Raw genomic sequence first — 26182 nt, forward strand, 5'->3', positions numbered from 1 at the left:
CCTCACTCCGTTCGGAACCGCTCGGCGCAAAAATCTACGCTAAAAAGGCCGCCTCCGCGGGCTTTGCCCGCTTCGGCGGTGAACTGCTCACTTCGTTCGCAGATGCTCGTCGCGGGAACGTCTTCGCCTGTACTTACCGTTTATCAGGTAGTCACAAAGGGGGTATGGGAACTTTTCTATGACACCCTGTTAGCAACTGCGGATAGCGTACCTATCTGGCTTAGGGGTAAGAATGAAGAGTGATTTCTAAGATATTGTCCTTCGACTTCTCGTTCGTGGCTGTAGCACGTCTTCCCCGACGCCGTACCCCTATTCGACAGAGCAAACTCAACAATCGACTCCTGCGCGCTGTCTGTCCAGTCATCTCTGGTCCCTCTCCCCCTCGCGAGGGACGAACAACGCCACAATCGCGTCGAACTGAGCAGCTACTCGAGCGGTCTCGTCTCTGCCTTCTCTACTGCTGTGAGTGCGGCTCGACTGGACAGCTCCGTATTGCTCTCTGAGCCGTGCCAGCGGTGGCGCGCGATGAATGCGCGTTTCAGCGCGCAGAACGTGCGAGGGACGACCGAGGAGGCGCACGCGAGTGCGCCCCGCAGGGAGGAGGCTGGGGAGGACGCGAGCGAAGCGAGCGTGTGGTCGAACACACAAAAAAGAGAGCTGTCTCGCCTACTCCTGGGTCCACCACTGCCCGCGTTCGGGGAACTCGAGGCGGCTCCAGCCGGTCACGGCCAGGCTGCATCGCTCGTTGTGCCAGTTCTTCGCCGCGTTCCTGATCCGCACCGTCTCTCCCTCGCTCACTATTGTCTGGTAGGAGTTCTCCCAGATCGTGAACTTCATCTTCTCGGTCTCATCCGCGATCAGTCCAACCTGGCTGATCGACGGCTGCGAGGGCTCCCACAGTTTGATGATCTCGCCTTCCACGTCCACTTCGCCTGCCTCCACCTCCGGCACGTCTGCGATGTCGACGATCGTTCCCGACTCCGCTTTCACTTCGTCCATCTCCTCGAGTGTTGCATCGATTATCGACGTCCCGTCCGTCATCTTCTCCGCCAGTCCACGGCTCACTGCCGCCCGGCTTGGACCCCCACGCACCGTCTCCGTGATTCGCACCGATTGTTTGTTGACCGCCGCCAACTGCTCTTGCTCCAGCTCCGAACGGGGGTCCACCCGTTCGACCCGCCGCTCTCGGCGCTGCTCAACTACGACCTCTCTCGTCCGCTTCTCTCGCCCCTCCTGCGTTCCGAACGTCGCCCTTGCGCTGATCAACTCGAGTTCCTCCTCTCGAGCCCGAATCCGCTCTTCCTGTGCCAGTGGCAGGTGTCCGAACTCGTTCTCCTCGCGTCCAACCACCGTTTCTGGGTGGTTCGTCTCGACTTTCGTGTTGATCTCCTGATCGACCGACGCTTGGAACTCCAGCGTCTCATCCACGATGTCTTCCGCGAACTCGTCTTCCACCGCCACGCCTGCGTCCGTCTTCTCCGCAGCCGCCTCTTGGTTGACACTCGATCCATCCAAAGTTTTTTCATCTTGGAAGTTCGTAGAACTCATTGCTTGTAACCCGAAGGCGCTTTCCAACGCGTCTTCACTCCAACACCTCTGAGTCCCAACTATGTTCATCTCCTGCAACCGCTCTCGCTCGCGCCTTCAGGTCCCCTGAGGCGCGAGTAGAGCGGGACACTCACCCCCACCAGCCAGCACCGCGCGCCGAGACGACCGGCGCGAGCGTCCAGCGGAGTAACCGTGGGGGGTGAGCAGCGACGCCGCGCAACCCCTCGCGGTTACCCGCTGGCGTCGAAACCAGAGCCCGGCAGCACAGCGACCACCGGGAGCGAGCAGCCTGGAATGGTCGGTCGCGAGCGATGCAGAGGGAGGGAAGGCGAGCGGGGCGTGCCGTCTCGTTCACACCAGTTGAGGGACAGCTACAGCATCCCCACCTTTAGCACAGCCTGGCGGGCTTCGAAAGGGCGAGGACGTCTCGGCCGTCCCCCGCCGACGTAAGCACCGCAACGACCGAGCACAGCGAGGGAGTGAGGCGCGCAGCGAGGCGCGGGATGCCGAGCGGCCGAGGGCTTTCGGTAGAAGTGTACTCCTTTCTCCCTCTCTTCTCGAGTGTCCCGTTCACCACCAATATTGAACTCATCGATCGTCCACGTCGCATCCCCGCCAGGCCGATCTCAGTTGTCCAACACTCGGACTGCTGTCTCGATCGTCACCCAGAGGTACTGGCTGTTTCAACTGCACAATACTCGGTCTGCCCTCAAAAAGCAAGATCACCAGACCAAACGCGTTAGGTATAGAGCAAACATTTATTTGTGAGACGCACGTCTCACAGAGTAATGAGTACTGACACTAACGATGCCGGTGAAGGGAACGGCAACGGCACCAGCAAAATCGACGTCCGGGTTCCAAACCGGCTCCTCGAGGAGATCGACGAGGAGTACGAGCGTCGCGGGTATACCTCACGGTCGGAAGCGATCCGCGACGCACTCCGCGACTGGATCGATCCACCGACGAGGCTCTCTGATGAGACGCTTGAAGAACTTGAAAAGAGCCGCGAGCAGCGAGAGCAGGGCGAAACGCAATCAGCCGACGACGTTCGCGAGCGCCTCGGCTTGAATGACTGACGTCAAGTACACTGAGCAAGCGATCGGCCACCTTGAGAACCTTGACCCGCAAGTCGCCGATCGTGTGATGAATAAAGTCGATGAGGCGACTGACTGGACCGAACACCGACTCGAGCGTCTTTCCGGCTACCCATATTACAAACTTCGCGCCGGCGACTACCGAGCGATCATCACATGGGATCGCGACGATAACGTTCTCATCGTCGAGGCGATTGGTCACCGACGGAACGTGTATGACCGGCACCTTCCCCCATGACGCCCCTTAATGCGAAAGTATCGGGGTGCGAAAATTACTTCCTTTACGGAGGGCGACAGACAGTTGTTGAGGAGAGGTACCGTTCAGTGCGCACTCTTGCATAATGAGCTGATGCTTCAGTTCGAATCACTTCAAGAAGACTCCGTGTTATGTACAGGTGAAGGAGCGAACAGTATATTCAAAAATGACCGCGTCACGAATCCGGTTCGAGAGCCTGAACGCTTACCGAGATAAAGTAGACGAACATGAACAAGAAGAATCCGATAATGAGCGGAATGAGCCGCTGATCAATGACGGCGAGTTCCAATATTGCCGAGACAGCGATCCCGCTTATGAAAACCAGTATCACGAACCCACCAACCGCATAGTAGAACCGGAGATCGGATTCAAAGTAGCTTTGAATACCCATTACGCTCTGTTGGCGACCGGCAACGAAAAGTACAGCGAAGTTCGCACAGTCTGCCCACCTACATACCAGCTGATTCACTGGTGTGTCGAGAGAAATTAACTTTGAGAAGAACCTATGGCACCCTGCACTGGGGGAAAGCCCGGCAGCACAGCGAGCTCGAAGAGAGAGAGCGAGCAGCCCGGAACCTGGAGGTGGGCGGGTGATCGTGGGAGGGCGGTACTGTGCGGTGCGGTCCGCCCGTCGTCCCGCTCGCCATACTCACCTCATCTCACCACTCCCGTCCTCCCACTCACTCAAACCGCACCGACTCCCTACCTTCTGTACGGTTTCCGGATCCAGGATCTCATTGAACTGCCCCATGCTCGCAGCTGTACTTGGATCGCTCGTCGCAGATCCTGCCCCAGCACCGCCACTTCCGAGTAGTACGATCGCGCACCCCTCGGCAATTCGCGGAACCGTTCCTGACACTCCAGACACGTGTACTCGAACTCGGCTCGAGCTCTGTTCTGGTGCCCCTCGAGCTCGCCCTCCTCGCTGTAGTGGAACTCCTCGTACACGAGCTTTTTCGAGCGAGCTCGCGACCGTCACACCGCGGACACTGGTCCATCATCAGTGGCTTGTCTGACCCCTGCCTCGAGACAGTACCTGAACTCGTCGATGCAACCCTGGCCTGGTCACCCTCACTGCTCACCTCACTATCCTCGGCTGAACTCTCGGCTTCGTCCACTGTGGTATCAGCTTGGTCTGCCTCCGATTCGTCTTCCTCACCTAGCGCTGCTCCTTCTCGAACCCAGTCGTCGAATTCCTCGCTCAGGATCTGGTCGTCGTCCTCTGCGTCTTCCGTCTGGTGTTGATCTGTCCAGTTCATATCCGGCTTACCACTCTCAGGTGGGCGAACAACACCGCCTCGCGATCGCCTAGCCTGACGTCTTCCCTGCCACTCTACGTACACCACCATCACGATTATCTACCCTGACGTCCTCCTAGCTGCTCTTCACTCACCACCGCCCTCGAGTCCAATCTCACCGCCGACGTCCTCGCCCACTGCCTCTATCCGCTCTTTGAGGAGAACAACCTACGTTCCGTCACCACCTCTTCCAGGTCCGCTCTATCCTCGAGTCCTTCTCCACATTCCCTGTCACGCCCGGCTCCTAACCTGTACGTTCCTCTCTCCCCATGCCTCAGCTTCATCTTCAGTCTCCTGCCCCACTCCTCTCCACCCGATCACCACCCTCTACCCTGTTCTCCGCCCTTCACTCGTTCTCCAGACCTCACTCTCTTTTCTCGAGCACCATCCTCTCTCTACTTCTCCCACCCCTCTTCTTTCTCTATTGGCCCCTCACATTCTGCTCTCTTCTCAACTTTCTTTTATATCTATCACCTCGCTTCACACCTCTCCCTCACCCACCTCTCTACCGCTCTCCAGTCCCCCACTGATCGTATTCTGAAAATGCTTCTCACTCCTCTCTCATTCTCCTTCCGTCCGCCCCCTTGTTATGCCCCTACCTTCCACCCTTCTACACCCAACTCAATCCCACCATTCTCGAGTCATAACACACCCCCTATCTAATTCTCCATATCCTGATGTATTTACCTACCCTGCTCTCTGACTCTCCACGTCTCATTCCCCGTCGCGCACACCTCTGTTTCTGCATACCTCCCCATTCCTTTGGACGATTTTTCGTCATTCACGACCAGTTTTGCGGACTCAAATCATTTTAAATTCCCGTTGCACATATCTAAGGCCGTAACAACACGCGCAACAAGTGAAAATTTCAAGCACGAAAGTCAAAAAACGCGCAACGGGGAGTTTCAGCCACCCAACTCAGTCGATTCTGAGTTTCAATGTTCAAATTGAAGAACGGCAGAAGGGACAGTTCGATATCACATTCTTAGAAGAATATCCCTTATCTGCTGATTTCTCCATCACGAAGGCTCAGATAATACGCAACGTGATTTTATCTCCTGTTTAGTATATGTAATTAATGTATTCCAGATATTATATTGATTTAGTAGAATAGCGCCAAATCCGGTTTTAAGATCCTCTGTATAGTTGTGAAATGAATGGGCTAAAGAGAGGGTTGGATCCGAGGGAGTTCATCGCTATACTAAACGGGGTCGGTTTCCTCGAGTTGGTCGTACATATCGTCGGGGAATGGAAGGCTACCATAAATTGAGTAGGGGCACTGCTCTTTGCCAATACAGTACCGTTGCATATCGTCATTATTACAATTCATTGGCAGGGGTGTGTTCCCGTCGGGGCCAATTCCACGATCGCCCCGTCGGGCTTCGTACTTGATCTGGTAGGCAGAGATCTCTGGATCAAACCATGGCCACCGGCTGAACAGGTCTTTGAGTTCATCGGTGATCGCGTCGACGGATTTCTCGCGGTACTGCGGGAGCCACATTACCATCCGAACGAGGTTGAAGAGGTCTTTTCGGACCGGTTTCTCCTCTTGGAGTCGCTCATCCATCGCAGCAAGACAAGGCAGTTCAAACAGGTCTTCGAGTTCCGTAATCTCGAGTGGCCGCGATCCACCGCCCGAGTGGCCGATTCGATACGTATTGACGCGGTCACCCCGATCGACTGTCACCGATCGATGCGATAAGTGATCTGCAAGCGAGTTCCCTACACTTCGGGGGGTCGACAATTGTGTGAGCTGGGCTCGTTCACTCTCGTTTTCTGGCTCATATACTTCAAGAGCATCGGACAACTCCTGAGCAGTATGAAACTCACCGATCTGAGTGTGTGGTGATGCTTGCACAGCATTTCGGAGCAGTCGGACGATCTGCTCGCCTTGATCCCAGTTTTTCCACACCTTCTCGTAGTGGCCGATCTCGAGGGCGTAGTCAGTCCGCTCGGTGATGGCAGTTTCGTGCTCTCGAAGCCACTTGCGTTGTGGCTCGCCGAGTTCATCCTCTTGGACTGCCTGTAGCCGGCCAAAACACCGCTTGCCGTACGATCGATAAGTGTCATGGAGGTGGTCGAGCGGGACGTAGAGATGATTGTCCTTGACCTGCGTTCGAATCTCGCCCGTTTCGTCGGCACTCGTCGCTTCGGTGGATGCTCGAGCGAGACACTTTCGAGAGGCAGCCGCCATTGGGATCTCGACGTAGAGATCGTACTCGGTATCGGCAGTCACCTCCTCGTCGAATTCGGGCATCGGTTTGACGTCCGTACAAACGCGACCCGGGTGGGGACCGTCCTGACTGGGGCCTTTCGCGTAGAGGACCTCAGCCATCTCTTGGTAGAGCGTTGGATCGTCGTACTCATGCACAAGTGCGAGGAGGTTAGTCGCGAACAGTTCGCGGATGTTGTGAAGGACTTGGTTCTGCCGAGGCGGCGTGTCCTCGAAGCGAGGTTGTTCGCTCACGCAGATTGAACTGAGAGTAGCCAGCAAAACGAGCGTTGCGGGCTCGTCGACGAATGGGTACTCGAGCGGACGGTTACGCTTGGAACTCTTGAACGCAGCAGTCCCGAACTGTTCGATATCCGAAAGCAGCGTCTCTCGGTCTGGCGTATTATCGACGACGTAGCGGTCGTACCCGCGGGTGAACAATTGAACGATCTCTCTGTCAGTGTAGTTGATAGGGATCGCTGCAGCGAGGTAGGCGTCTCGCTCGGTCTCTCGTGGATCAATCATGGGTAAGTTCACGCTCGGTTTCAAGGAACTGTGGTCGGGCTTCCGTTTGGGGATCGAACGCTGGGCTCTCGATCGGCTGGACGACACGGCAGACCTCTGCGTGCAACGAGTAGGGCACGCGAAGGAGACGGCTTCGGTCGGCAGTCACAACGGGATCGATCGGGATCTCATAACGCTCGAGCAAGAGATCGTTGAGCACTTCTCGGCTTTTCTCGTCATACCCGTACTCAAGCTCGTTGTCGAGCAGATAGACGTGGACGCCTTGACCGGAATAGACGACCATCGTCTTCTCGGCAGCAAATACATCCATGAAGAGGTCTCGTGTTTCGAAGCCGTACTCGATCGCACGGTCGATGTCCTCGAACGAGTAGGGATACCCCCTCGGATCGGCGTCACAAATCTCGAATTCGGCGAGCAACGCGTCGTCACGACTCACATCTGTTGATTGGATCTCGAGGTCATTCTCGTCAAGTTCGCGTTCAGCGCGTGCTGTGGCGATGCCTTTCGCATCGATATCGACCGCGAGAACCCACGATCGGTCCCAGTTGTCCAACCCGTAGTAGACGCCATCCGAAATCGGATCACTCTTCTCGAGCAGATCGGGATCAGCCAAGGCGTATTCACTCCCCTGGAACGGGTCGTACCGTGCGGGAGATTGGATGAACGAGACGAGTTCTTCGACGTTGCTGAAGTTCTGTGCAATCGGCTCGCCATCTGAGTCAGTGCGCCACGTCGGCCGTCGAATGAAGTCGCGATCGGGGCGCTCCGCTTTGCGGATGGGATGGCGCTCGCGGAAGCTGATCCCGAACTCTTTCGGTGCCGTTGGTGTGATGAACGGCGGCAACTGGTCTACATACTCGGGGAACTCCTCGGTATAGTACGCATAGACCTCGCCACGGGTTGCCTGTCGCCAAGTCATAAGGGTCTACCACCGGTGAATGCGAATGTCATATCAACCTTCATTATTTCACCTTGTTTAGGTCAGCTTCCTGAAGGTGTGGATAGTCGCCATTCCATCGGCTTCGAATCCTTCGACTGCCTCCTGGAGACGTGAAAATGAGTTAGCTGTTCGACCACTCACATTCTCAGGAAGACGTTCTGCATCGGCGAGCACATTCACGATCTCGCCAGCGTCGTCACGTGACGGGAACGCCCACACGGCATCCGCGTCGACCGCAGCCATCTTCTCGTAATCACTCACAACTGCCTCCACGTTATTTGAGGTCATCTCCACTTCTCCAACCCACACAAGTTCATCATCAACGTCGAACGCGGCAGCGTCGAAAATCGTCTCCGAGGACTGCTGATAGTATCGCTCCACTCGATCGACCTCCTCGAGAGTCTCGAGCCAGCGCACCAGGAGTTCGACCCCAACTTTGTGTGGCGTCTTCTCTCCAAGATCTCCAATCCCCGGTTGGGCGGTGATTGTCTCGCCGAGAAGCTCTCGTCCATCCGGAAGCACCGTATAATACGGTCGTCGGTCCACCTTCCCTTTCTCGAGCAGCCCGAGTTCGATCAACACGTCGACGTCAACCCCATCAAGATCCTCTTGTAATTCGCCCATCCCTTCCAACAGCGTGTACTCCGGGAGGTCACGGTTCATCGCGTCAAGAACACGTTTGAGGAAGATCGCGTCGTCTCGAGAGAGCCCCCGCCGCCGAAGTTCATCGTCCGAGACTGGGCATTCCTCTTCGCCCGTGGACGAATCGAAGAAGGCGGCTCCGTTTGCAACGTCAACTGGATCGTCGTCGGTAGTCTCTGCTTTACTGCTATCGTCTCGATCATCGTACTGATCGTCGCCCCCATCGTCAAGGCTGGTCTTCTCGAGCGGCTGCTGGGCTTCTATGACCTCACTCTCTTCGTTGGACTCCACTATCTCTGCACTCTCATCTTCGTCCAGCGCCGGCGACGCACCAGCCCGCCGATCTGTGTCGCTCCAATTTGACCACTCCATCGCGTCCTCGTGGGTCGGTACGTATAACCCGTACTCGTCCTCAGTCCGCTCGAGCACCTCCGGCAGAAGCTCTTCGTCGAATTGCTGCTGTTCGGCCGCCGTCAACGGCTCGTCGCTTTCTGGATGCCCGCTTATGATCGGGGGCGAGTGCAGAGTCAACGGCGCTGGTCGCTCCTCACCGAACCCAGGGGAAACGAGTTTCGTGAACCACTCGCCCGCTGCCATCCGGTTGTTCCGGTTCCGGACATCCTCCACAGACAACTCGTCGTGCGTGAACGTCTTCGCGAACCGGTTCTTCATCGAGATGTCACCAATCAGTTTCGTATGCACCTCTGTCAGCAGTTCTTCGTACGCACCATTCCCATTGTGGAACTTCTTGACCTGCTCGGGATACTGCATGACGAAGCCGAGGCTCAGTCCCGACGATCGGCCCTGGGGGAGCAGTTGATCGGCGACCAGTTCGGTCGCGACGAACGGTGCAGCCTCTTCCATGATGACGTTGACCACGTTCTCGGGGTTCGTCCGCCGCCGTCGCTGGATTGAATGCCACAGATTACTCAATAAGACTGTGGTGAACCCGCGCTGGGCGGGTAACGACAGGTCACCCAGGTCGAACAGGATCGTGACATCTTCCTCGAGGAACTCACTGAAGTCGAAATGGGTCTCCTGCTGGTGGAAGCCGTAGAGATCGTCTCCGGTGGATTCGACTTCGCGACCGGGTTTGTGTCGAAGCATCCAGTGAAGGTGGCGATCCTCTTTCAGTTTGTTCAGCCGGTTCATCACCGCCCCCATCGTCGTGTCGAACTGGTTCTCGTCCTTGGCGAACTGGGCGGCGAGTGAGTCGTGGATGTCGGCATTGATCTCCGAAACCTCCGGCAGCTCCTGATGACGATGCATTCTCGTCGCGGCCCCGACGAGATCATCCAACCCGAAGACGTCGTCACCGTGTTTCGGATCGAACAACGCTTGGATCAGGAACGTCAGAATTTCGTTCGCCACGAACGCCTGTTCGTACTTCTCCGCTCCCATGATCATCCGCATCAGTTCATGGAAGTGGTCGACTTTCTCCTTGACTGCCGTCTCGCGATCGTTCCCATCGAGTGCTGGTCGAATATCGAAGAACGAGATTGCAGGAAGCGTCTCCGGTACGCGGAAGTGGTATACGTCGTCGAGGTGCCCGAATTTCTTATAGTGGGCCATCAGGTAGTTCTGACACATGTTGTCGCCTTTCGGGTCGAAGAGGACGTTCGGCCCAGGTGTCGTCTCGGCGAGCGAGCGCAACATGTGGTACGTGACTTGGCTCTTCCCGCTTCCAGTTGCGCCACAGAGCAACCAGTGGCGTGTTTGCCGGCTCGGCGGTAACCGAAGCGGCCCCTCAACAGCACTGTTGGCGTCCTGACCGAGGACCATTCCCGTGGTGTACTGGCGGCGTTGGGCGGTGTCCAACCCGGGAAGAGCCGTGCGGCTTTCTGGATTCGCATGCGTCTCTTTGACTGCTTCATCAGTCAAATGCTCGGTACTGGGAACGATCACCAGATTGCAGAGCTCGCCGGGATCGAGATGGAGGTCGGGTTCGGAGCGGCTCACCCGCCCACCAGCGACGACCTCACCCTCGAGAAACCGATTAAAACAGCGTCGCAACCGCTTTCGCCGACTGCGCTCAAGAACTCCTTTCTCGTAGAGGATTTCGCTCTCGAGTTTGTAGTAGTCACCGGCAAGCGGATCGAACACGGTACTCAGATTCCGTAGGCCGTGTTCGATTTCGGATGTGTCGCTCAGAGACGAGTTCGTGGGGACAGTCACTACCCGCAGGTTGGTCGTGAACGTATGGCCCCAGTCTTCGTTTTTGATCTCGGTAATGCGCTCAGATCGAGATTCACTGAGTGACTCTGACCGCGACGAAGACGACTCGTTATTCTTTGGACCGCGTAGAAGCTCTTCAAGGGCTATGGCGGCTTCACCCCACAGCGTCTCGCGACCCTGTTCGATTTCGTCGATGTGGTATTCACCCTCTTTCGTTAGATCGGGCTCGCCTTCGAACGCGGCCTGGAAGACGATTGGATGGTCCGTGCTTGCAAAATGATCGATTAGCACGGTCAACGGCGCGTGTGAGCTCGCCTTCGACCGATCAGTTTCTCCCATTTTCTGATCGAATTTCTTGATTGCTGCCAACGGGTCTCCGCTGCCGGTCCACCGCAGTCCGTACGGTTCAACTTCATCCGGATGTGGCCGGGCGAGTACCCCCTCACCAGTGTCAACTGGCGTCTCGAGGGCGAACGTGAGCGACCCTGGATCGCGGTTTTCTGCCTTCTCTTTCGCACGGAGTGCATCGAGGTCGATGCTCGGGAGTTGCTTGCCGAGTAGGAGACTGGAATCGGAGCTGGTAGGAGAATAAGACTCAGAAGCGGAAGCCTCGGAATCAGACGCCTCCGTACTGGTGTTCTCTTCGGTAGTCTTGTCTCGATCAACCTGCTCGCCGATGGTCGTAGCTCCTCCGTCAGCAAGCGTCGGTTTGGAGCCCCGGACACGAACGAGCGCATCGACTTCAGCCGGTGTACACTGGAGAGTGCCGTTCTCGAGGGCGGTCTCGAACTCGTCGTACGAATACTGCTGTGGGGTGATGAGCTTCTCCGCAAAATCAACAGTCACACGCTCGATTTCCACGGAGTCGGGGTAGGCCGAGTTGAGCCGATCGTAGAGCGTGGAGAGGTGCTGCTCACAGGAATAATAGAATTCGATCGGTGAATCCGTCCCGTCGCTGTAAATCACAAACTCGAACGTGAGCGGGTCGGGATCCGAAAGCGGGTTGAGCTGTTGCCACCACGGCACCCCACCTCGTCGGACGTCGTGCAAGGGACGGATCTGGTTGATAACTTCCCGTGGCGGTCGCTCGCCCGTCGACGGCACAACTCGGATATACTCTTGTTTACGCTCGAGCGGCGAGCTAGCGGACGCCTCAAGCTCGAGCACTCGTTCGTGAAGCTCTATTGGGTCCTCAATCGCCCAGCACTGGATTTCGGGCGACGTGTGGTCGAACGTACTGAACGTGACGGTTCCATACGACAACAGCCGGCCGATGGAGGACTGATGAAAAGTAGTGTCGACGACATGGTCGAGCGGGAGTTTCGTGAATCCATCGCCATGAATTCCCCGTGTGCGGACGTAGAGTTTCTCCGAGGTGAGGACGTAGGTGGTGCGAAGCGCCCGAACAATCGGACGCACACTGATCGCGATGCCTATCAGGCCAACCAGGAACGGAATAGCACTCAGCCACCACAGTGGGATTTCGATACTGGTTCCCTCCACCGCGAGCGTATAGGACTCGAGCCCGACGAGCGACGATCCTGTTGTGACCCCGGCGATGCTCTCGGTCGCAAGAGCAAGCGCGACCGCTATGAAGACGAGTGCGACCAGAAACGTCAGAGATCCGCCTCGAAACAGTGGCGTACCAGTCCACTGCACGTCTAGGTCGGAGACCTGCTTCACTTGCTCGTCCTCTGCCACGATCCATTCAAGGGATTCAGCGCCGATGTCGGGGGTACTCTCGGTTTTCTCAGTCGTCTGCATCGGTTGTCACCTCCGTGCTCGAAGAAGCGTCACCACTCGCGGTCTCTGGTTCACACATCGTGCTGGCAGCATCAACCCACTCATCAAGCAGCGTGAGCGGGATCGACGTCTCCTCTGAAAGAGACTCAATATCTGCCACAGCGAGCTCGCCAACCGTCTCGACACCTGCGTCGGCGAGATATCCTGCGTACGTCTCGCCGACTCCAGTGATCGTAGAGAGATCGTCGCCTCGATCTTCTGCCGCTTCAGCACGCGAATCCTCTGCCACCTTCTCATGCGGTTCCTCTACTGCTTCTTCATGCGGTTCCTCCGCTCCCTCATCTGCAGCTGCTATCGCTCCTTGACTGGCCTCAACAGTCTCACTAACGTCTCTTTCGTGATATTCGGTCTCCACATCGGCTCGCTCCCGATCGGCGTGCTTGACGACCGTCTCATCGGTTTCGGGGTCCCTGTCGATCTCATTCAAATCCACCTCCTCGAGCACCGACTCCGGAATCTCGTAGTCATCGAGTCGGTCCTCTGCGGCAAGGAAACTGGCGTCGTCGGCGTCGATATACCGGTTCTCGGCGAGATACTCCCACGGATCGAGGTCATCGTCGAGGACGCTGACTTCGTAGTCGTTCACGTGGAGTGCGAGTGGTTTCGACCACTCATTGACACCAAGCAAAAACTCCGAGTAGCCCCCGTCTTCGCCAGTCTGAGCCGTCGTCAGGAACGTTTGCTCGGAAGGGGTGAGATCATGGAAGTCGATCATCTCGTCGCTGACCGACTCGTGGTGGAAGATTTGCTTGATATCGCAGAGATTGTAGACGTTGCGCGCTTTCTCGGCGGCCTCCTTGGACTGGTCGTCCGACTGGGCGACGAACTCATCGACAGTCTGGGAGATGAGCGTGATTGCCGTGTTGAAATGGCGACTGTGCCGGATGAACAGATCGATCATATCTGTCGTCGCCTCCCGTCGCAACAGGTAGTGAGCCTCGTCGATCGTCACCTGCGTCCGGCGATCGTGATCGCTGGCCGCTCGCTGGTAGATCCAGTCGAACATCACGTGCATAAACAGTGGTGCCTGCCCCGTGTCGGCAAACATCGACATGTCGATGACGACTAAACGGTTGTCGAGTTCGACGTTCGTCCGGCCGGTCAAATTGTCGTTCTCGCCGCCCTTCTGGAACGCCTCGAGACCAAGCAATAATTGGTAAGCGTACTGCTCGTCGCCATCCCGAAATCGCGTCTCGAGCTGGTCAATCTCGGGCCACACTCGCTCGTCGTTCGCATCCTCGTGCAGTTCCAAGAATTCCGATGGTAGGCCACCGTCGGCGATTTCTGCGAGGATATCAAGGAGGTCCTCGATCGTCGGGCTCGTGTTCTCGTGGGTCACCGTCTCTTCCGTGATACCGTATTGGAGGTAGGCAAGTCGGACCGCTCGCCGCAGGATTCCCTCCTGTTCCTTGCTTAACGACTGCTCGGTCACCGCCGAGAAATGGATGCGAAACAGCTCCATCACCGAGCGCAATTTCTTCTTAAATGGATCGTCCACAGCGTCGTCGATACCCCGCTGGATCTCGAGGGGGTTGACTGTGTTATCGCCGCCGAAGCGGATCACTTGCCCACCAAGATCGTTCGCGAAGTCAACGAAGTCTCCAAGCGGATCGAGAACCAGCATCTCGATCTCGGGGTCCATCATCAACCGATGGTACATCTCGTGTTTCTCGGCGAACGTCTTTCCGGAGCCCATTGTGCCGGCGATTGCTTTTGAGTACGAGGAGAGCTCGTATCTGTCGAGGATTACGGGTGTGTCCGTCGTATCAAACCCATAGAAGATTCCCTCGGGATCGGTGATCACCGGCTCAATGAACGGAAACATCGTGCCGATGGCGGTCTCCTGCATCAACTGGGTCGACTTGATCGGATCGTCACCAAGCGGGCCGAGTGCGTCCTGTGATTCGACTTGCCGTTTCTCGAGGGGGACTGCTTCCGCGTTCGCGGTACTGAGCGAATCAACGACGCGTTCGGTTGCCTCGTTGAGTTCCTGTTCAGTGTCGGCGACCACTTCGATGTAGATCGCGAAGTCGAACAGCTTCGTCTCCCCGAGGATGATATCCCAGATGAGATCCTGGACCATGTCGCGGTCGGCCTCCTCCTCGTGGGTGTCGGTCTGACTCTTCTCGTGTTTCTTGTGGAGGCGAGCCCGTAACTGAGTGAGGCGTTTCTGCAACTTACGGAGGACGGAGCCGGTATCGCGTGGCTGGATGTGTTGAGTGACCCGAACGTGATCGTTCGTCGTATACAGTTCATCGAGCCAGCCTAAGGGGACGCGTTCGGGGTAGCCGTGAATCGTCAGTGTACGGACGAACTTGTCGTTGCGGATCATATACCCCGATTCGAAGAAGTTGGAGACCTCTTTCAGCTTTCGTGGGGCGATGATATCTCGGTCGGCGAGCGACTGTTCGGTGTCGTCCTGGACGACCCCCAGTCGGAACTCACCTTCGTCGACCTCCTCGAGTTCGAGGAGATGCTCGGCTTGCTCGCGGATGTTTTCCTTGGTGAGGTCGTCGCCGTTGGCCTCGACGATCGCTGCTGCCCGGTCGAACGTCTCGTCATCGATCTCCTTGAGCGTGTGCTTATTGCCCGAAGTAAGACGAGAACGAAGTCCTGAAAGGAAGCCCATCAGTACTCACCCTCCGTTTTGGTCGCTTGATTGAACTTCTCGAACTGCGGGTCGACGTGGTTGTAGTAGTGGTACAGGATTTCCATGGTTTCCTGACGGTCGGTTACCTGGTCAATCGAGACCTCCGTCCGGCCGAGTTTGTTCGTAATCCGGCGCTGTCGCTGTCTCACTTCGCGAATGCAGAGCTCAGTTCGTGCGTCCTCGTGCGAATCGCCGAATGGCGTATGGGCAAGCACTCGTGAGCAGGCAGCGCCGATAAGCGGGAGATCGCCAAGCTGGCTCAGAACGCTTCCCGTGTCGAGATTCTTGTGGACTTGATCAGCGTCGACACGGGTGACGATGTAGAAATCGCGTTGTTTGAGGTCGGCGTCTCTGATCCGGTTGCTCGCCCACTGGATGTAGAACTTCCGTCCGTACTGGAGGATCGGCGTCTCTTCTCGAGCAGTCGTCCTCGATGATGCCGTGTAGAAGCGCTCGAGGTGTCCCGTAAGGTCGAACGTTTTCGGGTAGCAGGGGACGGCCACGCTGAACTCGAGCGACATCAGGAAGGACATGTACGCGCTCATCGTGTCGTGTCTGGCCTGTTCACTGAGCGAGAGCCAGTTCTGTGGATGGACTTTCAAGAGGCCGATATAGCTGTCACCGTCGACGGCGATACCATCCTCCCGGACGTAGTCGAAGCTGAGTGTCTCCTGGGTCGTTGTCGATCCACCAAGGCGATCCTTGAGGTCGAAGTGATCACGCGCTCGGGAGCGCTCTCGAGCGGTTGGGAGGTTCGTGTCAATATCGTCAAGGAATTTGTCGAGTGCTCGTAGGACCTCGAGGTCGGACTCGGGTGTGGGCGGCGTGTGATCACTGCTGGCAGTCGACTGGACAACAGGCTCCTCGTCCTCTTCGTGTGATTCTGAGGCTATTTCGGTGGCTGTCTCGTCGGTGGGTGCAGTTCCCATTATCGATCACCGTCCGTCAGCTTCCGCTTCCTGTTCGGCTTCGATCGTCTCGATATCGAGGCCAGCCTGCCGAACGTAGACGACGTCCTGGGCGACGGGTGTCTCTGGTTCGGGTCGCGTTCTCCGGTTGTGGTACCCATTCGACCCGAGATAGTACTCGGCGGCGGCACGGGCGTAGCTGATGGGTCGTTGGCCAGCAGGGGAAACCAGTAGGGTGAGGATGCCGATGGCGAGTCCGATCCCGCCGGCACCCAGGAACAGTGTCCCAGTGAAGCCGAGGCTTTGGGCGATACCCATGGCCAAGAACGGGACCACGAGAACCTCGCCAGCTTCTCGGGCGGTCAACCCGAAAACCAACTTCGTATTAACGACACGCCCTGCGATAGGGAATGTTTCCATAGGCAATCTGTACGTCTTAGGGATATCTAGTTAAAAGTTACTCCCAATTTTGATGTTCCAATGAAGCGCCCATTTTGAACGATCTTGCGGCCCCAACCTACCTCTTGCTGAGTACGGTCTCAAGACCGTTGGTCTGGTTGGTCTGGGAGCGACATGTGGAGATCCTCGAGCGTAAGTTCGTCAGCGTCGCGTTCGGCGGCGCGCATCGCGGCGTCGTCGACAATCCCAGCGATATCTGCGCTACTGACTCCTTCTGTCTGCTCGGCCATCTTCCTATATGCGTTGTTGTCAAAGTCCGTCGGCAGCTCGTCGAGCCGGACGCGGAAAATGGCCTCTCGAGCGTCGCGATCTGGAAGTCCGAGTTCGTACTGCTGGTCAAAGCGACCCCGGCGAGTAGCCGCCTCATCAAGGAGTTCAGCGCGGTTCGTAGCTGCGATCACGAGGTAATTCGGATCGTCGGCGTCCAGGTGAGCGAGGAACTCGTTGACGACCTGGGTGTGCTCGCGATTGACGTCGCTTTCACGGGAGGCAAGCAGCGCGTCGATCTCGTCGATGAAGATCACACACCGATCGAACTGTGCGGCCTCCGCGAACAGTCGGTTGACCTGCTCGGTGGACTCATTGACCCAGCGCGATTTGATATCGCCCGCCGAGAGCTCGAGATACGGGTGGCCGAGTTCGCCAGCAATGGCTCGAGCGAACAGCGTCTTGCCTGTCCCTGGAGGACCGTAGAAGAGAATCCCGTTCGGTGGGGAGATGTTGAAGCGTTCGTAGGCGGCATCCAGCCGAGTCAATGGACGGATCACCGAGCGCTCGACCTCCGTTTTGAGTGGCTCCATCCCACCAACGTCCGCAAATCTAGTGTCGGGCGCAGACTGCCAGCCGTATTGGAGTTGGGAGGGAATGGGGTGCTCTTGAGTCGCTCCATTGCTGGAGTGAGGCGTCTTCTTGTGTTTGGCCTCGGTTTTCTCTCTCTGAGCAGCCGCATCCACTGCGTCCGTCTGCTCCACTTCTCCCGTTGAGGTTTCCTCTTCGAGAGCTTCTGCGGCGGTTCCGATACTTACTGATAACATCAGTGGGACACACGCAAGCCAACTGGCTCCCATGTACCAAGAGCTTTCAAACATGGAGGGGATTCGGAACGGGGCAAGAATGCTTGCGAGAGCAGGCAGATTATTCTCCCAGATAGGGAAAAACCACACCGCCGTCAATATTGCTGCTCCAAAGACGCCTCCAAACAGGAAATCGATATCTGCATGTTCGGGCTCCTCCCCATAGAGTGGAGAGATGCCGACAACCAAGCACGCAGCAGTCAATGAAGGGATTAGCCAGATAGCAGGGATTGCGATTAGCGCTATAATTGGGTCAGAAAAATACGCTACAATCCAAACGATCCCTAGTGGTGCAGCTACAAAGTTCACAGAAAAGAGAGTTAAGGAGAAAATTCTAACAACAGCTTTCTTCAAGAATTTCTTGGGTTGAGTTTTTCTTTCCATTCTCCGTTAGTTATTGTTGTTGTCGTATTCGTCCAGTGTCTGTTGACTCGATTCCGGGTCTGGCGATGTGTCGGCAGCGTTGGTGCTGGCCTCGGCTACCCCATCACTAGTCGATTGTTGAGTCGACGTGTCGATAACGGGGTTTTCCCGATAACGTTCCAACCCGGCCGCCGCCCACTCGGTCGGGGATTCGTGAAGATTTCGTGGTCCATAGGTAGCACCAGCTTTCATGTCCTGAACCGCGCGCTTTCCGCCTTTTTTCACACCAGATCCCGCTGTCTTACCTCTGCTGACAATACCATCTGGGACTTTCGACGAAGCTGCACTCCCAACTGCTGCTTTCGTTTGGCCGACGCGTGATCCCACTCTGCTGGCAGCACTGCTCCCCCTTCCACCCGTTAAACTGTCGCCCCACTTGGCCCCCCTCGCCCCTCCGTACCTCGCCTGTTCCATCAGTGCAGTACGTCGCGATTTTCCACCTGACTGGTTCGTTGAAGAGCTCTGAGCTTGCGACTTCGAGCTGCTCTTTGCACTCCGACGGCCGAGGCCTCTCGGCGACATCCCTGCCATCGCGGCAGCTTTGAGGCCGACGAGGGCAGGGGCGAGCAGTCCGATCAGCCAGAAGAGCATTGCTTCAATGAGTTCGCCAAACTCGGCCTCAGTCATTTCCTCACCTTGGACGGCGATATCCGAATACGCGCCAACGGCTGCCGCACCTGTTTGGAGTAGCCCCGCCATCACGATCCCTGCAAGCAGCATGTACGCTGTCGCCCGCAAGAGTGTTTTCGCGATCGCCGAGCTGTGGCGGAGTGGACCGAAATCCAGGTACAACATGGCCCCAAGAACAGGAAGTAAGATGAATGTCGCGTGGAAGAGGAACTCCCGGAACACAAAGACTCCGAGCGCGAGCAGGATGCCTGCGACGGAGACCAAGTTGATTATGATCCCACCGATGATGGCCCCCGCACCCAGCGAAGCTGCCCCTTCAAATCCAGCCTCGAGCACTTCGGGGCCGAACGCGTCACCGTAGTCGTCGGTGTAAATGTGCAGGATTATCGCGTTTGTTAGAAGGAGACCAAAGTGCATAATCTGACGGCCGACGGCGACGAAGATGATTACCTTCAACGTTTTCCAGACCAGCATGAAGTTCGTCACTTCCCGCTGATCGGAGAACGGAGCAGAGGCGATCCCAGCCATGAAGACGATCACCAGCAGTTGAGGGAAAATTGCCAGATTGTGCTCGAAGGCACCCTGCATTGCCGGATCATTGTAGGGACTATCGAAGATGATGAACGACTGCATCCCGCCCGCAACGAGGGTGGTGATGAACCCCAGGATCCCGGTCAAAATGTAGATGAAGAAGTCGGCGATCCAATCGCTGACGAACGCGACGGTGATGGCGGGATTACCACCTGGAAGGATGGCGAGGCTCTTCTGGGCCGACCCCAGTATCGTGGGGTCGACGCTTTCTATGATGCCTTTGATCGGAAGGGGCAGTCTAGGAATGGTCATTGGTTTGGCAGGGTCTCTGTTGTGGCCGTCAACGTGGAAGCTATGGAGTGGGTGTGCACCCACACTGTATTGGATCGAATTCGAACGGTCATTTGTTTGCACCTCTCATGTACGCGAACGGAATGTACAAAATCACGAAGGCAATGATCGAGACGAACGCTCCAGTGAAGCTCATCAGTAGCTGGTAAATGTTGAACGCCTCTGGCTGGAATGTGGCCTGCGTCTCAACTGGACTGTAGTACACCTCTTCCGCTGGATCGGTCTCGCCCGTGAACGAAGCCCTCACGTAGAGGTCACTCCGTTCGACGACTGCGGTTCCGTCCGAGTCGGTCGTAACCTGTCCCTGGGCAGCACCGTGGAGCCAGAGTGTCTTGTTGCCAAGCGCCTCGCCGGTATCTTCCTCGAAAAGGTGGAACTCTGCGTGCGTGTCGTTGAGGATTTCCGTCTCGAGCTGAGCGGCGCGCTCTTGGACAGTCTGTGTCGATACCGGGATTGGATCGCCGTGGATGTCGCGAACCTCTGTGATCGGCTGCTCTGCGTTTGTAATGGTGAGCGTCGTCTGTCCACGCGGTTCGACCGAGGAGAGATTGACGTCCTTATCGAGTGGTGCTGGCTCGGATGCGAAGCTGAAGCTGTTCGAACTAGCTAGTTCTGGTGGGTTTACGAGGTTGGTTGGTTCTCCCTCAAGCGTGGGGTCATCTCGCTGTGCGGCGAGTTGCTTCTCGAGGCTGTTCGGGAACGGAACGGTCTCCTGTTGGGTCGCTGGCGCTGGTAGTTGCTCGAGCGTCTCATTCCCTGTCGACACTCCCGACGATGCGTCGTTGAGCACTGGTACCGTCGTATTGGACTCGGTTTGATCCGGCGAAATCGGTAGCTCATCACCTGGCCGATGACCCCGCGTGGCGGTCTCATACTGGCGCTGTGAGTAGACGCCCCAGATATTCTCGATCTTGCCAGCGCCTTCTTCGAACGTCGCAGTACTCCAGAGCCGACGGTCATGGAGCGTCTCCGGGCCATCGAACTCGAGGATAAGCCGGTCGATGCCGTCGTCTGATTCGATAATCGTCTGCTCGATCGACAGCTCTTGGTTCGTCGTGACGACAACGGGAGCTTCGTCTTGAACCGTGTGGGAGAGTTCGAGTGTCTCATTGTCGGTTGTATTCGACAGCACCCAGTCAGTCCCCTCACGGACGTAGGTGGTCTCCTGGACTGCAAGCCTCGAGGTGATCGTCGCTTCCACTTCCAGCGTTGTCGCCCCGCTCGCGTTCGCGTCCGCGTAGTCGATCTGGTGAGGCGTCTCTGGATCACCACTCCATGACTGGGACCCGATCTCGAGTGTCCGATCGGTTTCTTGATCGAGGAGTGTGACGTTGAGGCAGGTCCGGGTCTCATTGGTCGTAGTGCAGGTTCCCTCTGGGATACGAGTCGAATAATCAAGGTGGGTGTAGACTGTCCCGTCACGTGGTACCAACAATGACTCTCTCTCGCTGTCGTTTTGGGTACCTGCTTCAGACTCGAGACGGGTCTGGGTCCCTTCTTCGGTTCCAAGGATCGTTACGTGAGCGTCCGTTACGAGCGTGCCGTTCGAGCGTTCCGAGTCTGGGAACCAGAGACTCGTCGACTCGTTGCGCTCGATCGACTCGAGTTGCTCAAGGCGGTACTCTTGCAGTGTCTGCTGATCCGGGCCGACCTGATACGGGGGTTGGGTCGTCGAATAGGAGAAATCGCGGGTCTGACTCAGCTCTGCTACCGAGATATTCTCTTCTTCATCGACGTCCTCGAGGTCTGGGAGTACGAACGGTGGGACTGAGCCAGCTTCGGGATCCGGTTTATCGGAGATGAAGACGTCTGTGTCGTTGGCCGTCGTCTCCGCGGTGGACATCGTCGCTGCACCACTAATTGAAAGTGCTAGGGAGACAACGAGCAGCAGTACAAGCGACAATCGTTGGCCATCCATTCGTGGTGGGGTGACAGGGGGTCGATTGGGGGTAAGTCGTGATTCTATTGGCTGTGCTACTTAGAAGGCGATCCAGGGTGTGACCATCCCCGGGGCGAGGTTTTCGAAGAGCGTCACGAACACGTTGTAGCTAACTGAGAGGACGATCATCCCAGCGCCGCCCCACATACCTCGCCAGCCCCACTGGGCACGGTCGGCATGTTTGCGGGAGACGAACCAGGCAGCGGCACCCACGAGAAAGACGATGACACCGATCTGGCCGAGTGTTGTTGCGACGAATGACTCAATCTCCGACAAGGAATTGTTGATCTCGCTCTGCTGGGCAGCAGCTATCCCAGTAGTTGCAATGAATGCGAACAGGACGGTCAGGACTCGGGCACCTTTCGTTTTGCGTGCCATACTCGCTCTCTTAGGTGCTAGTATTTAGATTTAATCATAGATGCAGTTATGGATACAAGTAGAGCGATCACTGTATATAGTCACAGACAATTGCCCATGCACCGAGGATGACTGGCGGCCACGCAATCGCCCCAATGAGCCCGAATTCGGGGCTCAATCCAAAGTCGGCCCAGGCAAATGCCGTTATCGCAGCGGCCACGATCCCCAGTACACTCGTAACGAGGAATGGTTTTGAGACGATTACCACACTTCCCAGAAGCGTCGCTCCGACCAGGATTACAGTCTCTCTCCCCACTGCCATCGGAGGATATCCTCCGGAGAGCGCGATCAGCCGAGCAACGAGGACGATCCACAGAGCGATTACCAGCGCAGCAAAAATCCCGCGTGCAGTTGCTCGCAGTGACCCAACCGTATACACGCGCGGGCCATCACCGACCCAGTCGCCAGTAAAGATATCGTGGTCGTGTTGGGTCTGGTGGCATGGTTCACACAGTGTTTCCAGATTCGACAGCCGGTTCGATCCACCCTTCGACAACGGAACGATGTGGTGGGCGTGGAGCCGAACCCCCTCGTCACCCGCATGCGGGCCGCTTTGTCGACCGCACGCTTGGCATGTCCAGTTGTCATGGCGGTATACCATTTTTCGGCGGGCTTCCCAGTCTGGCGGACGATTCCCTGAATACGCATCAGGATCGTCGTAGCGTGACTCAATCTGGGCCTCGAGTGTACTCATTCGATATCGACCCTCGCTTGCAGCTCGCCAAAGTCGTGCTCGACTACCGATATTGTGATCTCGAAAACCCAGCCGACCTCAGTAACTTCCTTGAACGCGCTTTTGTCAGTGTCCGAACCAAGACACCCAGCTACCCCGGTCCCGGTGAAAGCGGCGCTTGACCTAGTGAGGACTCCCCGACGACGCATATAATCCGACAGTTTGTGTCCGAACACATATAGTTACCTGGACAAATGGCAAGGGCGTTACCCCACAATGTATATAATTCTATGCGCTGTGGGGTAACGCAGAACCGGGATGACCGCAGAGAAACCAGAACCTCCTGATCTTCCAAAGACCCTCCGCGAGCCACTCGAACGCCAACCACCCGATCGCCTCGACCAAGTGAGTACATATGCTGACCAACTTGCCCACTGGAAACGCGCTGAACGCGAGCGTGAAGTCACTGAAACTCGAGAACGTGACTCAATCACTGACGATGAACAAACCACCCTCGAAGAACGCGGGATTTCGACCGATCCCACTGACTATGAGGGAGTAGCCACCAGTGGTGCGTACATCACGGTCAAGGAAACGAAACCCGGCTACAAATATTACTACTGGCAGTGGCGCGAGGGGAATTCCTGGAAGAACAAGTACATCGCACCCGTCGATCCAAAAGACTCCACCGAGTAACTATTGAGACTCAGGTTACGGACTGATGGATCGTTGCCCACGTCTCTACCACGTTGCTTTTTCGCACCGAATCGCGGATTCACCTCGAACAAGGCCTGAAGCGTTTCAATCTCTTCGGTGGTGAGTCCCTGGTTGGCCATACGGGCCGTCCGATGGATGAACCGATAGTCTTTCGACTGGCGATCGTATGTGGAAACTCCTGCTCTTCCAGGAATAAGATCGTCATATTATTTCTATAGAGATTTGTCGTGTACGCGCCCGCTGCCGGACAAGGCTGTGGATCAGGAGTGTATGGGAACCTGATAGCCATGCCTGCCGCGTCTGTGTAACGCGACAAACACTGAAACGTACTCGAGGACTATCAACCCACGCCCGTTACTTTTCATTCGAAATCTGGTGTGTCTTGAAAACCCCGTAAGCGGCGCGAGTCAGGAAAACGCCCACTCACGGCGTACTGGGTTCGGGTCGTTGTCGCGCCGTGGGAACGCGACACACAGACCAAGGACCGCTAGCCTGTTGAGTTCGATGCCTATAGGGATTGGTTCGTGGTCCGACTGTCACCGAAATGGTGATTAAGCGCTAATCAAAAGTCAGCGCTGGCCGTCGCGTCTGCCAGTCGCTTGGAATGTCGTTCACTCTGTTGAAGTCATACCAGTGCGGTGCTCGAGGGTTGAGAAGGTCGCTACTCATTCACCCATACCTCGCACCCACTTGAGCTCTCCGAGCCCGACCCGTTCTGATTCGACCGCCTCGAGCCTAATGGTATCGGCCACTTCGGTCCTCAAAACAAACTCCGGCAGCGAACCCGTGGTACCGTCGCACCACACTGAGTTCGCATGTGTAGAACCATACCCGTCCGGTCTCGGGGTTGTGACACTGGAGTACCCCGTTACTCGCGAGCCCTGCCAGCGGGTCATCTGTCTGTGGCCGTCCCATATCGACCGGCGGTCCCGTTTGCTGCTTGCTACTCATGTCTATAATTTTGATTCCGGTCGTTTCGTGCGTTCGAGCGGCCCGAATCCTATTTAGATGTTACACGAAACATATGTAAAAGTCTATCCCCGACAGACAGGCGGCTTGGGTGGGCGGGACTAGCGAAAACAGCGGAAACGGTGGTGTCTGCTTGGGGGTACGTTTATCTGATTGAGTGTGGGACAGCCAAATATGGCGACAGAGTCCCTCGAGACCGACTACGCTGGCACGTTTGGAGTGCTGTGCAATCACGTCTCGCTGTTCGACGTGAGTACTCCTGACGGGTGGCAACTCACGTATCGTGGATATGATCTAACGGCGTGGTATCATCCGTCGGCTGACGTGGAAATCGCCTGCAAGAAGCACTCCGAGGGATGGAATATTCGTATCCGAGATCACCAAACGGGGGCCTACTATCGCACACTCCCAACAAACGCAACCCGATGGACTGCCTTCGAGGCGGTGCGGGCCTTTTTCGACGGCGAGCCGTTGATGGTCGATGGCGCGGAAGACGGACTGATCTCTTTTTCGGACTTTCGAGACAAATAGGCTATCTATCTAGCACTCGAGGCCGTCTTCAATAAGGTTTGAACGGGCGTACTGGCACTCTCTGGCACTGCGCCAAAGGGCACTGCCGGTGCGCAACTCGTATGGAACAGCGTCAAACAACCGACTGATTTCTTGCTGGCTGTGTGCTCGCGGCTGTGCTTGCACTCCTCAGATTCCGAGTCGCTAGTGCACGAACCTACTGACGACACTGCCTGCTTGTACTCGACAGGCCAAGGACTATCTGTGTTACTGTCACACTATCGCATGATCTGCCCACAGGTACTCGCGTCCCACCCGAGCGCATTACTCTGGGCAGATCACACTGCATCGATTCGGAAACTAAACCGCGATAGCTAGCTGGACTGAGACACAAACAGTCTACGCCTGTACGGCTTCCGTGGCGGGTGCAACCGCAGATGACCCACTGCGGTTGGCCCGTTCGGTGGCAATACTGAAAAACGTATCACGGAGCAGTTGCGACCAGTGGTCCACCCCTGAGCCCTCCCAACACGGCCCAACCGTCTCTTCTCCGATAGTGATATTGCACAGGTAGCTTTGGTATCATTCGATCATGTGGCCTGTATATGGATGACAACACTCCAGAAATGAATCTCGACGACCCGACGCAACTTTGTGAGTCGATGATTCATCTTATTGAGACACTCGAGATGAAAGGCTCACTCTCATCAGACGAGGCACATGAGTTGAAGCAAGAAATTTACGGGCCATTCACACAAGTCGAAGAATAATACCAGTTGTTAGCTACTCATGGACTAATAAAACGACTACTGCTCTCGCTCGCTCCCTCTCTCGAAGGTCGTCCAGACTGTTGAATTCCCTTATGATCGTCTTTGAGGTCGCCAGCCCGACGCCGTTGATATCCTCGACGACGGTGAGCGAACCGACGGTTCCGATCGTCGTCAGAGGTTTTCTCTGACGTAGAGTCAAATCTGTTCATGCCGGTCGTTGACGGCCTTAACCCTTCCCTGTACTCGACAGGCCAAGGACTATCCATATCCTTGGTATAGTAGCGCATGATCTGTCCGCAAAACCGCTGGCCTGGGACACATTACGGGCAGATCACGCCGTGACCGACTCGGCACTCGCTAGGATAGCGAGTGCTCGCACTGAACCCCTGAACATGACCTTCCGATTGCCTGTTCGGGCCAAGGACAAGCGCACCACCTCGGTCTGCGTTTGTCCATTCACCCTTAAACCCGCGAATCACGTGCTCACACGGCACCGCCTCGTCACACGTCTCGAGCGGTTCGAATTGCAACTTTTCGATAGATGCTACTCTGAAGCTCGATACCGATCGATTCGGGCTTTGTTCTCCGCGTAGGACCGACTTGAGTCATAGATCGGACCGTCAGGCAACGCGGCCTCGCTCTTCGGGACCGTCGCGACGGGGATATCGA

The 26182-nt window shown here is 56.5% G+C and carries 17 protein-coding genes; 4 read left to right on the forward strand and 13 right to left on the reverse strand.

All coding sequences use genetic code 11. From position 1 onward, the window contains the following. Window positions 1-666 precede the first annotated feature (666 nt). Window positions 667-1548 (reverse strand): DNA-binding protein, encoded by an 882-nt coding sequence (locus C481_RS20075; protein WP_049904811.1) that lies wholly within the window; start codon window positions 1546-1548, stop codon window positions 667-669. Window positions 1549-2336: 788 nt separating this feature from the next. Between C481_RS20075 and C481_RS20085 the strand changes: the two genes are divergently transcribed. Next, complete coding sequence (locus tag C481_RS20085; RefSeq protein WP_006111184.1) at window positions 2337-2624, forward strand: ribbon-helix-helix domain-containing protein; 288 nt, start codon at window positions 2337-2339, stop codon at window positions 2622-2624. Next, on the forward strand, window positions 2617-2880 hold the full coding sequence (locus tag C481_RS20090) for a type II toxin-antitoxin system RelE family toxin (RefSeq protein WP_006111185.1): 264 nt from the start codon (window positions 2617-2619) through the stop codon (window positions 2878-2880). Before C481_RS20085 ends, C481_RS20090 begins: the two co-directional genes overlap by 8 nt. 193 nt (window positions 2881-3073) lie before the next feature. Here the strand turns inward: C481_RS20090 and C481_RS20095 are convergent, their stop codons facing one another. The 12 genes from C481_RS20095 to C481_RS20155 form a co-directional block, all read right to left on the reverse strand. After that, the gene (locus C481_RS20095; RefSeq protein ID WP_049904801.1) at window positions 3074-3289 is read right to left on the reverse strand and encodes a hypothetical protein; all 216 of its coding nucleotides are present in this window, start codon (window positions 3287-3289) and stop codon (window positions 3074-3076) included. Window positions 3290-5397: 2108 nt separating this feature from the next. Continuing rightward, window positions 5398-6933: a primase-associated protein gene (locus C481_RS20105; protein ID WP_006111188.1), complete on the reverse strand. Its 1536-nt coding sequence runs from the start codon at window positions 6931-6933 to the stop codon at window positions 5398-5400. Then, the gene (locus C481_RS20110; protein WP_006111189.1) at window positions 6926-7852 is read right to left on the reverse strand and encodes a bifunctional DNA primase/polymerase; all 927 of its coding nucleotides are present in this window, start codon (window positions 7850-7852) and stop codon (window positions 6926-6928) included. The genes C481_RS20105 and C481_RS20110 overlap by 8 nt, the downstream gene beginning before the upstream one ends. Window positions 7853-7909: 57 nt before the next feature. After that, complete coding sequence (locus C481_RS20115; RefSeq protein ID WP_006111190.1) at window positions 7910-12454, reverse strand: type IV secretion system DNA-binding domain-containing protein; 4545 nt, start codon at window positions 12452-12454, stop codon at window positions 7910-7912. Continuing rightward, on the reverse strand, window positions 12441-15122 hold the full coding sequence (locus tag C481_RS20120) for a helicase HerA domain-containing protein (RefSeq protein ID WP_006111191.1): 2682 nt from the start codon (window positions 15120-15122) through the stop codon (window positions 12441-12443). Before C481_RS20120 ends, C481_RS20115 begins: the two co-directional genes overlap by 14 nt. After that, the gene (locus tag C481_RS20125) at window positions 15122-16072 is read right to left on the reverse strand and encodes a hypothetical protein (RefSeq protein WP_006111192.1); all 951 of its coding nucleotides are present in this window, start codon (window positions 16070-16072) and stop codon (window positions 15122-15124) included. The genes C481_RS20120 and C481_RS20125 overlap by 1 nt, the downstream gene beginning before the upstream one ends. 6 nt (window positions 16073-16078) lie before the next feature. Next, window positions 16079-16471 (reverse strand): hypothetical protein, encoded by a 393-nt coding sequence (locus C481_RS20130; protein ID WP_193787849.1) that lies wholly within the window; start codon window positions 16469-16471, stop codon window positions 16079-16081. Between the two features lie 119 nt (window positions 16472-16590). Next, window positions 16591-17967, reverse strand: a complete 1377-nt coding sequence (locus tag C481_RS22825; protein ID WP_241434722.1) for an ATP-binding protein — start codon at window positions 17965-17967, stop codon at window positions 16591-16593. A 6-nt stretch (window positions 17968-17973) separates the two neighbouring features. Then, a complete protein-coding gene (locus C481_RS20140) occupies window positions 17974-19479 on the reverse strand; it encodes a hypothetical protein (protein WP_006111197.1) in 1506 nt (501 codons plus the stop codon). Window positions 19480-19567: 88 nt separating this feature from the next. Beyond that, entirely contained in the window at window positions 19568-21361 is a 1794-nt protein-coding gene (locus C481_RS20145) for a hypothetical protein (RefSeq protein WP_006111198.1), read from the reverse strand. 135 nt (window positions 21362-21496) lie between these two features. Then, entirely contained in the window at window positions 21497-21835 is a 339-nt protein-coding gene (locus tag C481_RS20150; protein ID WP_006111199.1) for a hypothetical protein, read from the reverse strand. 67 nt (window positions 21836-21902) lie between these two features. Further along, window positions 21903-22568 (reverse strand): HNH endonuclease, encoded by a 666-nt coding sequence (locus tag C481_RS20155; RefSeq protein WP_006111200.1) that lies wholly within the window; start codon window positions 22566-22568, stop codon window positions 21903-21905. 297 nt (window positions 22569-22865) lie between these two features. Between C481_RS20155 and C481_RS20165 the strand changes: the two genes are divergently transcribed. Next, a complete protein-coding gene (locus C481_RS20165) occupies window positions 22866-23243 on the forward strand; it encodes a hypothetical protein (protein WP_006111202.1) in 378 nt (125 codons plus the stop codon). A gap of 1164 nt (window positions 23244-24407) precedes the next feature. Further along, window positions 24408-24764 (forward strand): hypothetical protein, encoded by a 357-nt coding sequence (locus C481_RS20170; protein WP_006111203.1) that lies wholly within the window; start codon window positions 24408-24410, stop codon window positions 24762-24764. Window positions 24765-26182: the final 1418 nt, after the last annotated feature.

This window comes from Natrialba asiatica DSM 12278, assembly GCF_000337555.1.
In the GTDB taxonomy this organism is placed as follows: domain Archaea; phylum Halobacteriota; class Halobacteria; order Halobacteriales; family Natrialbaceae; genus Natrialba; species Natrialba asiatica.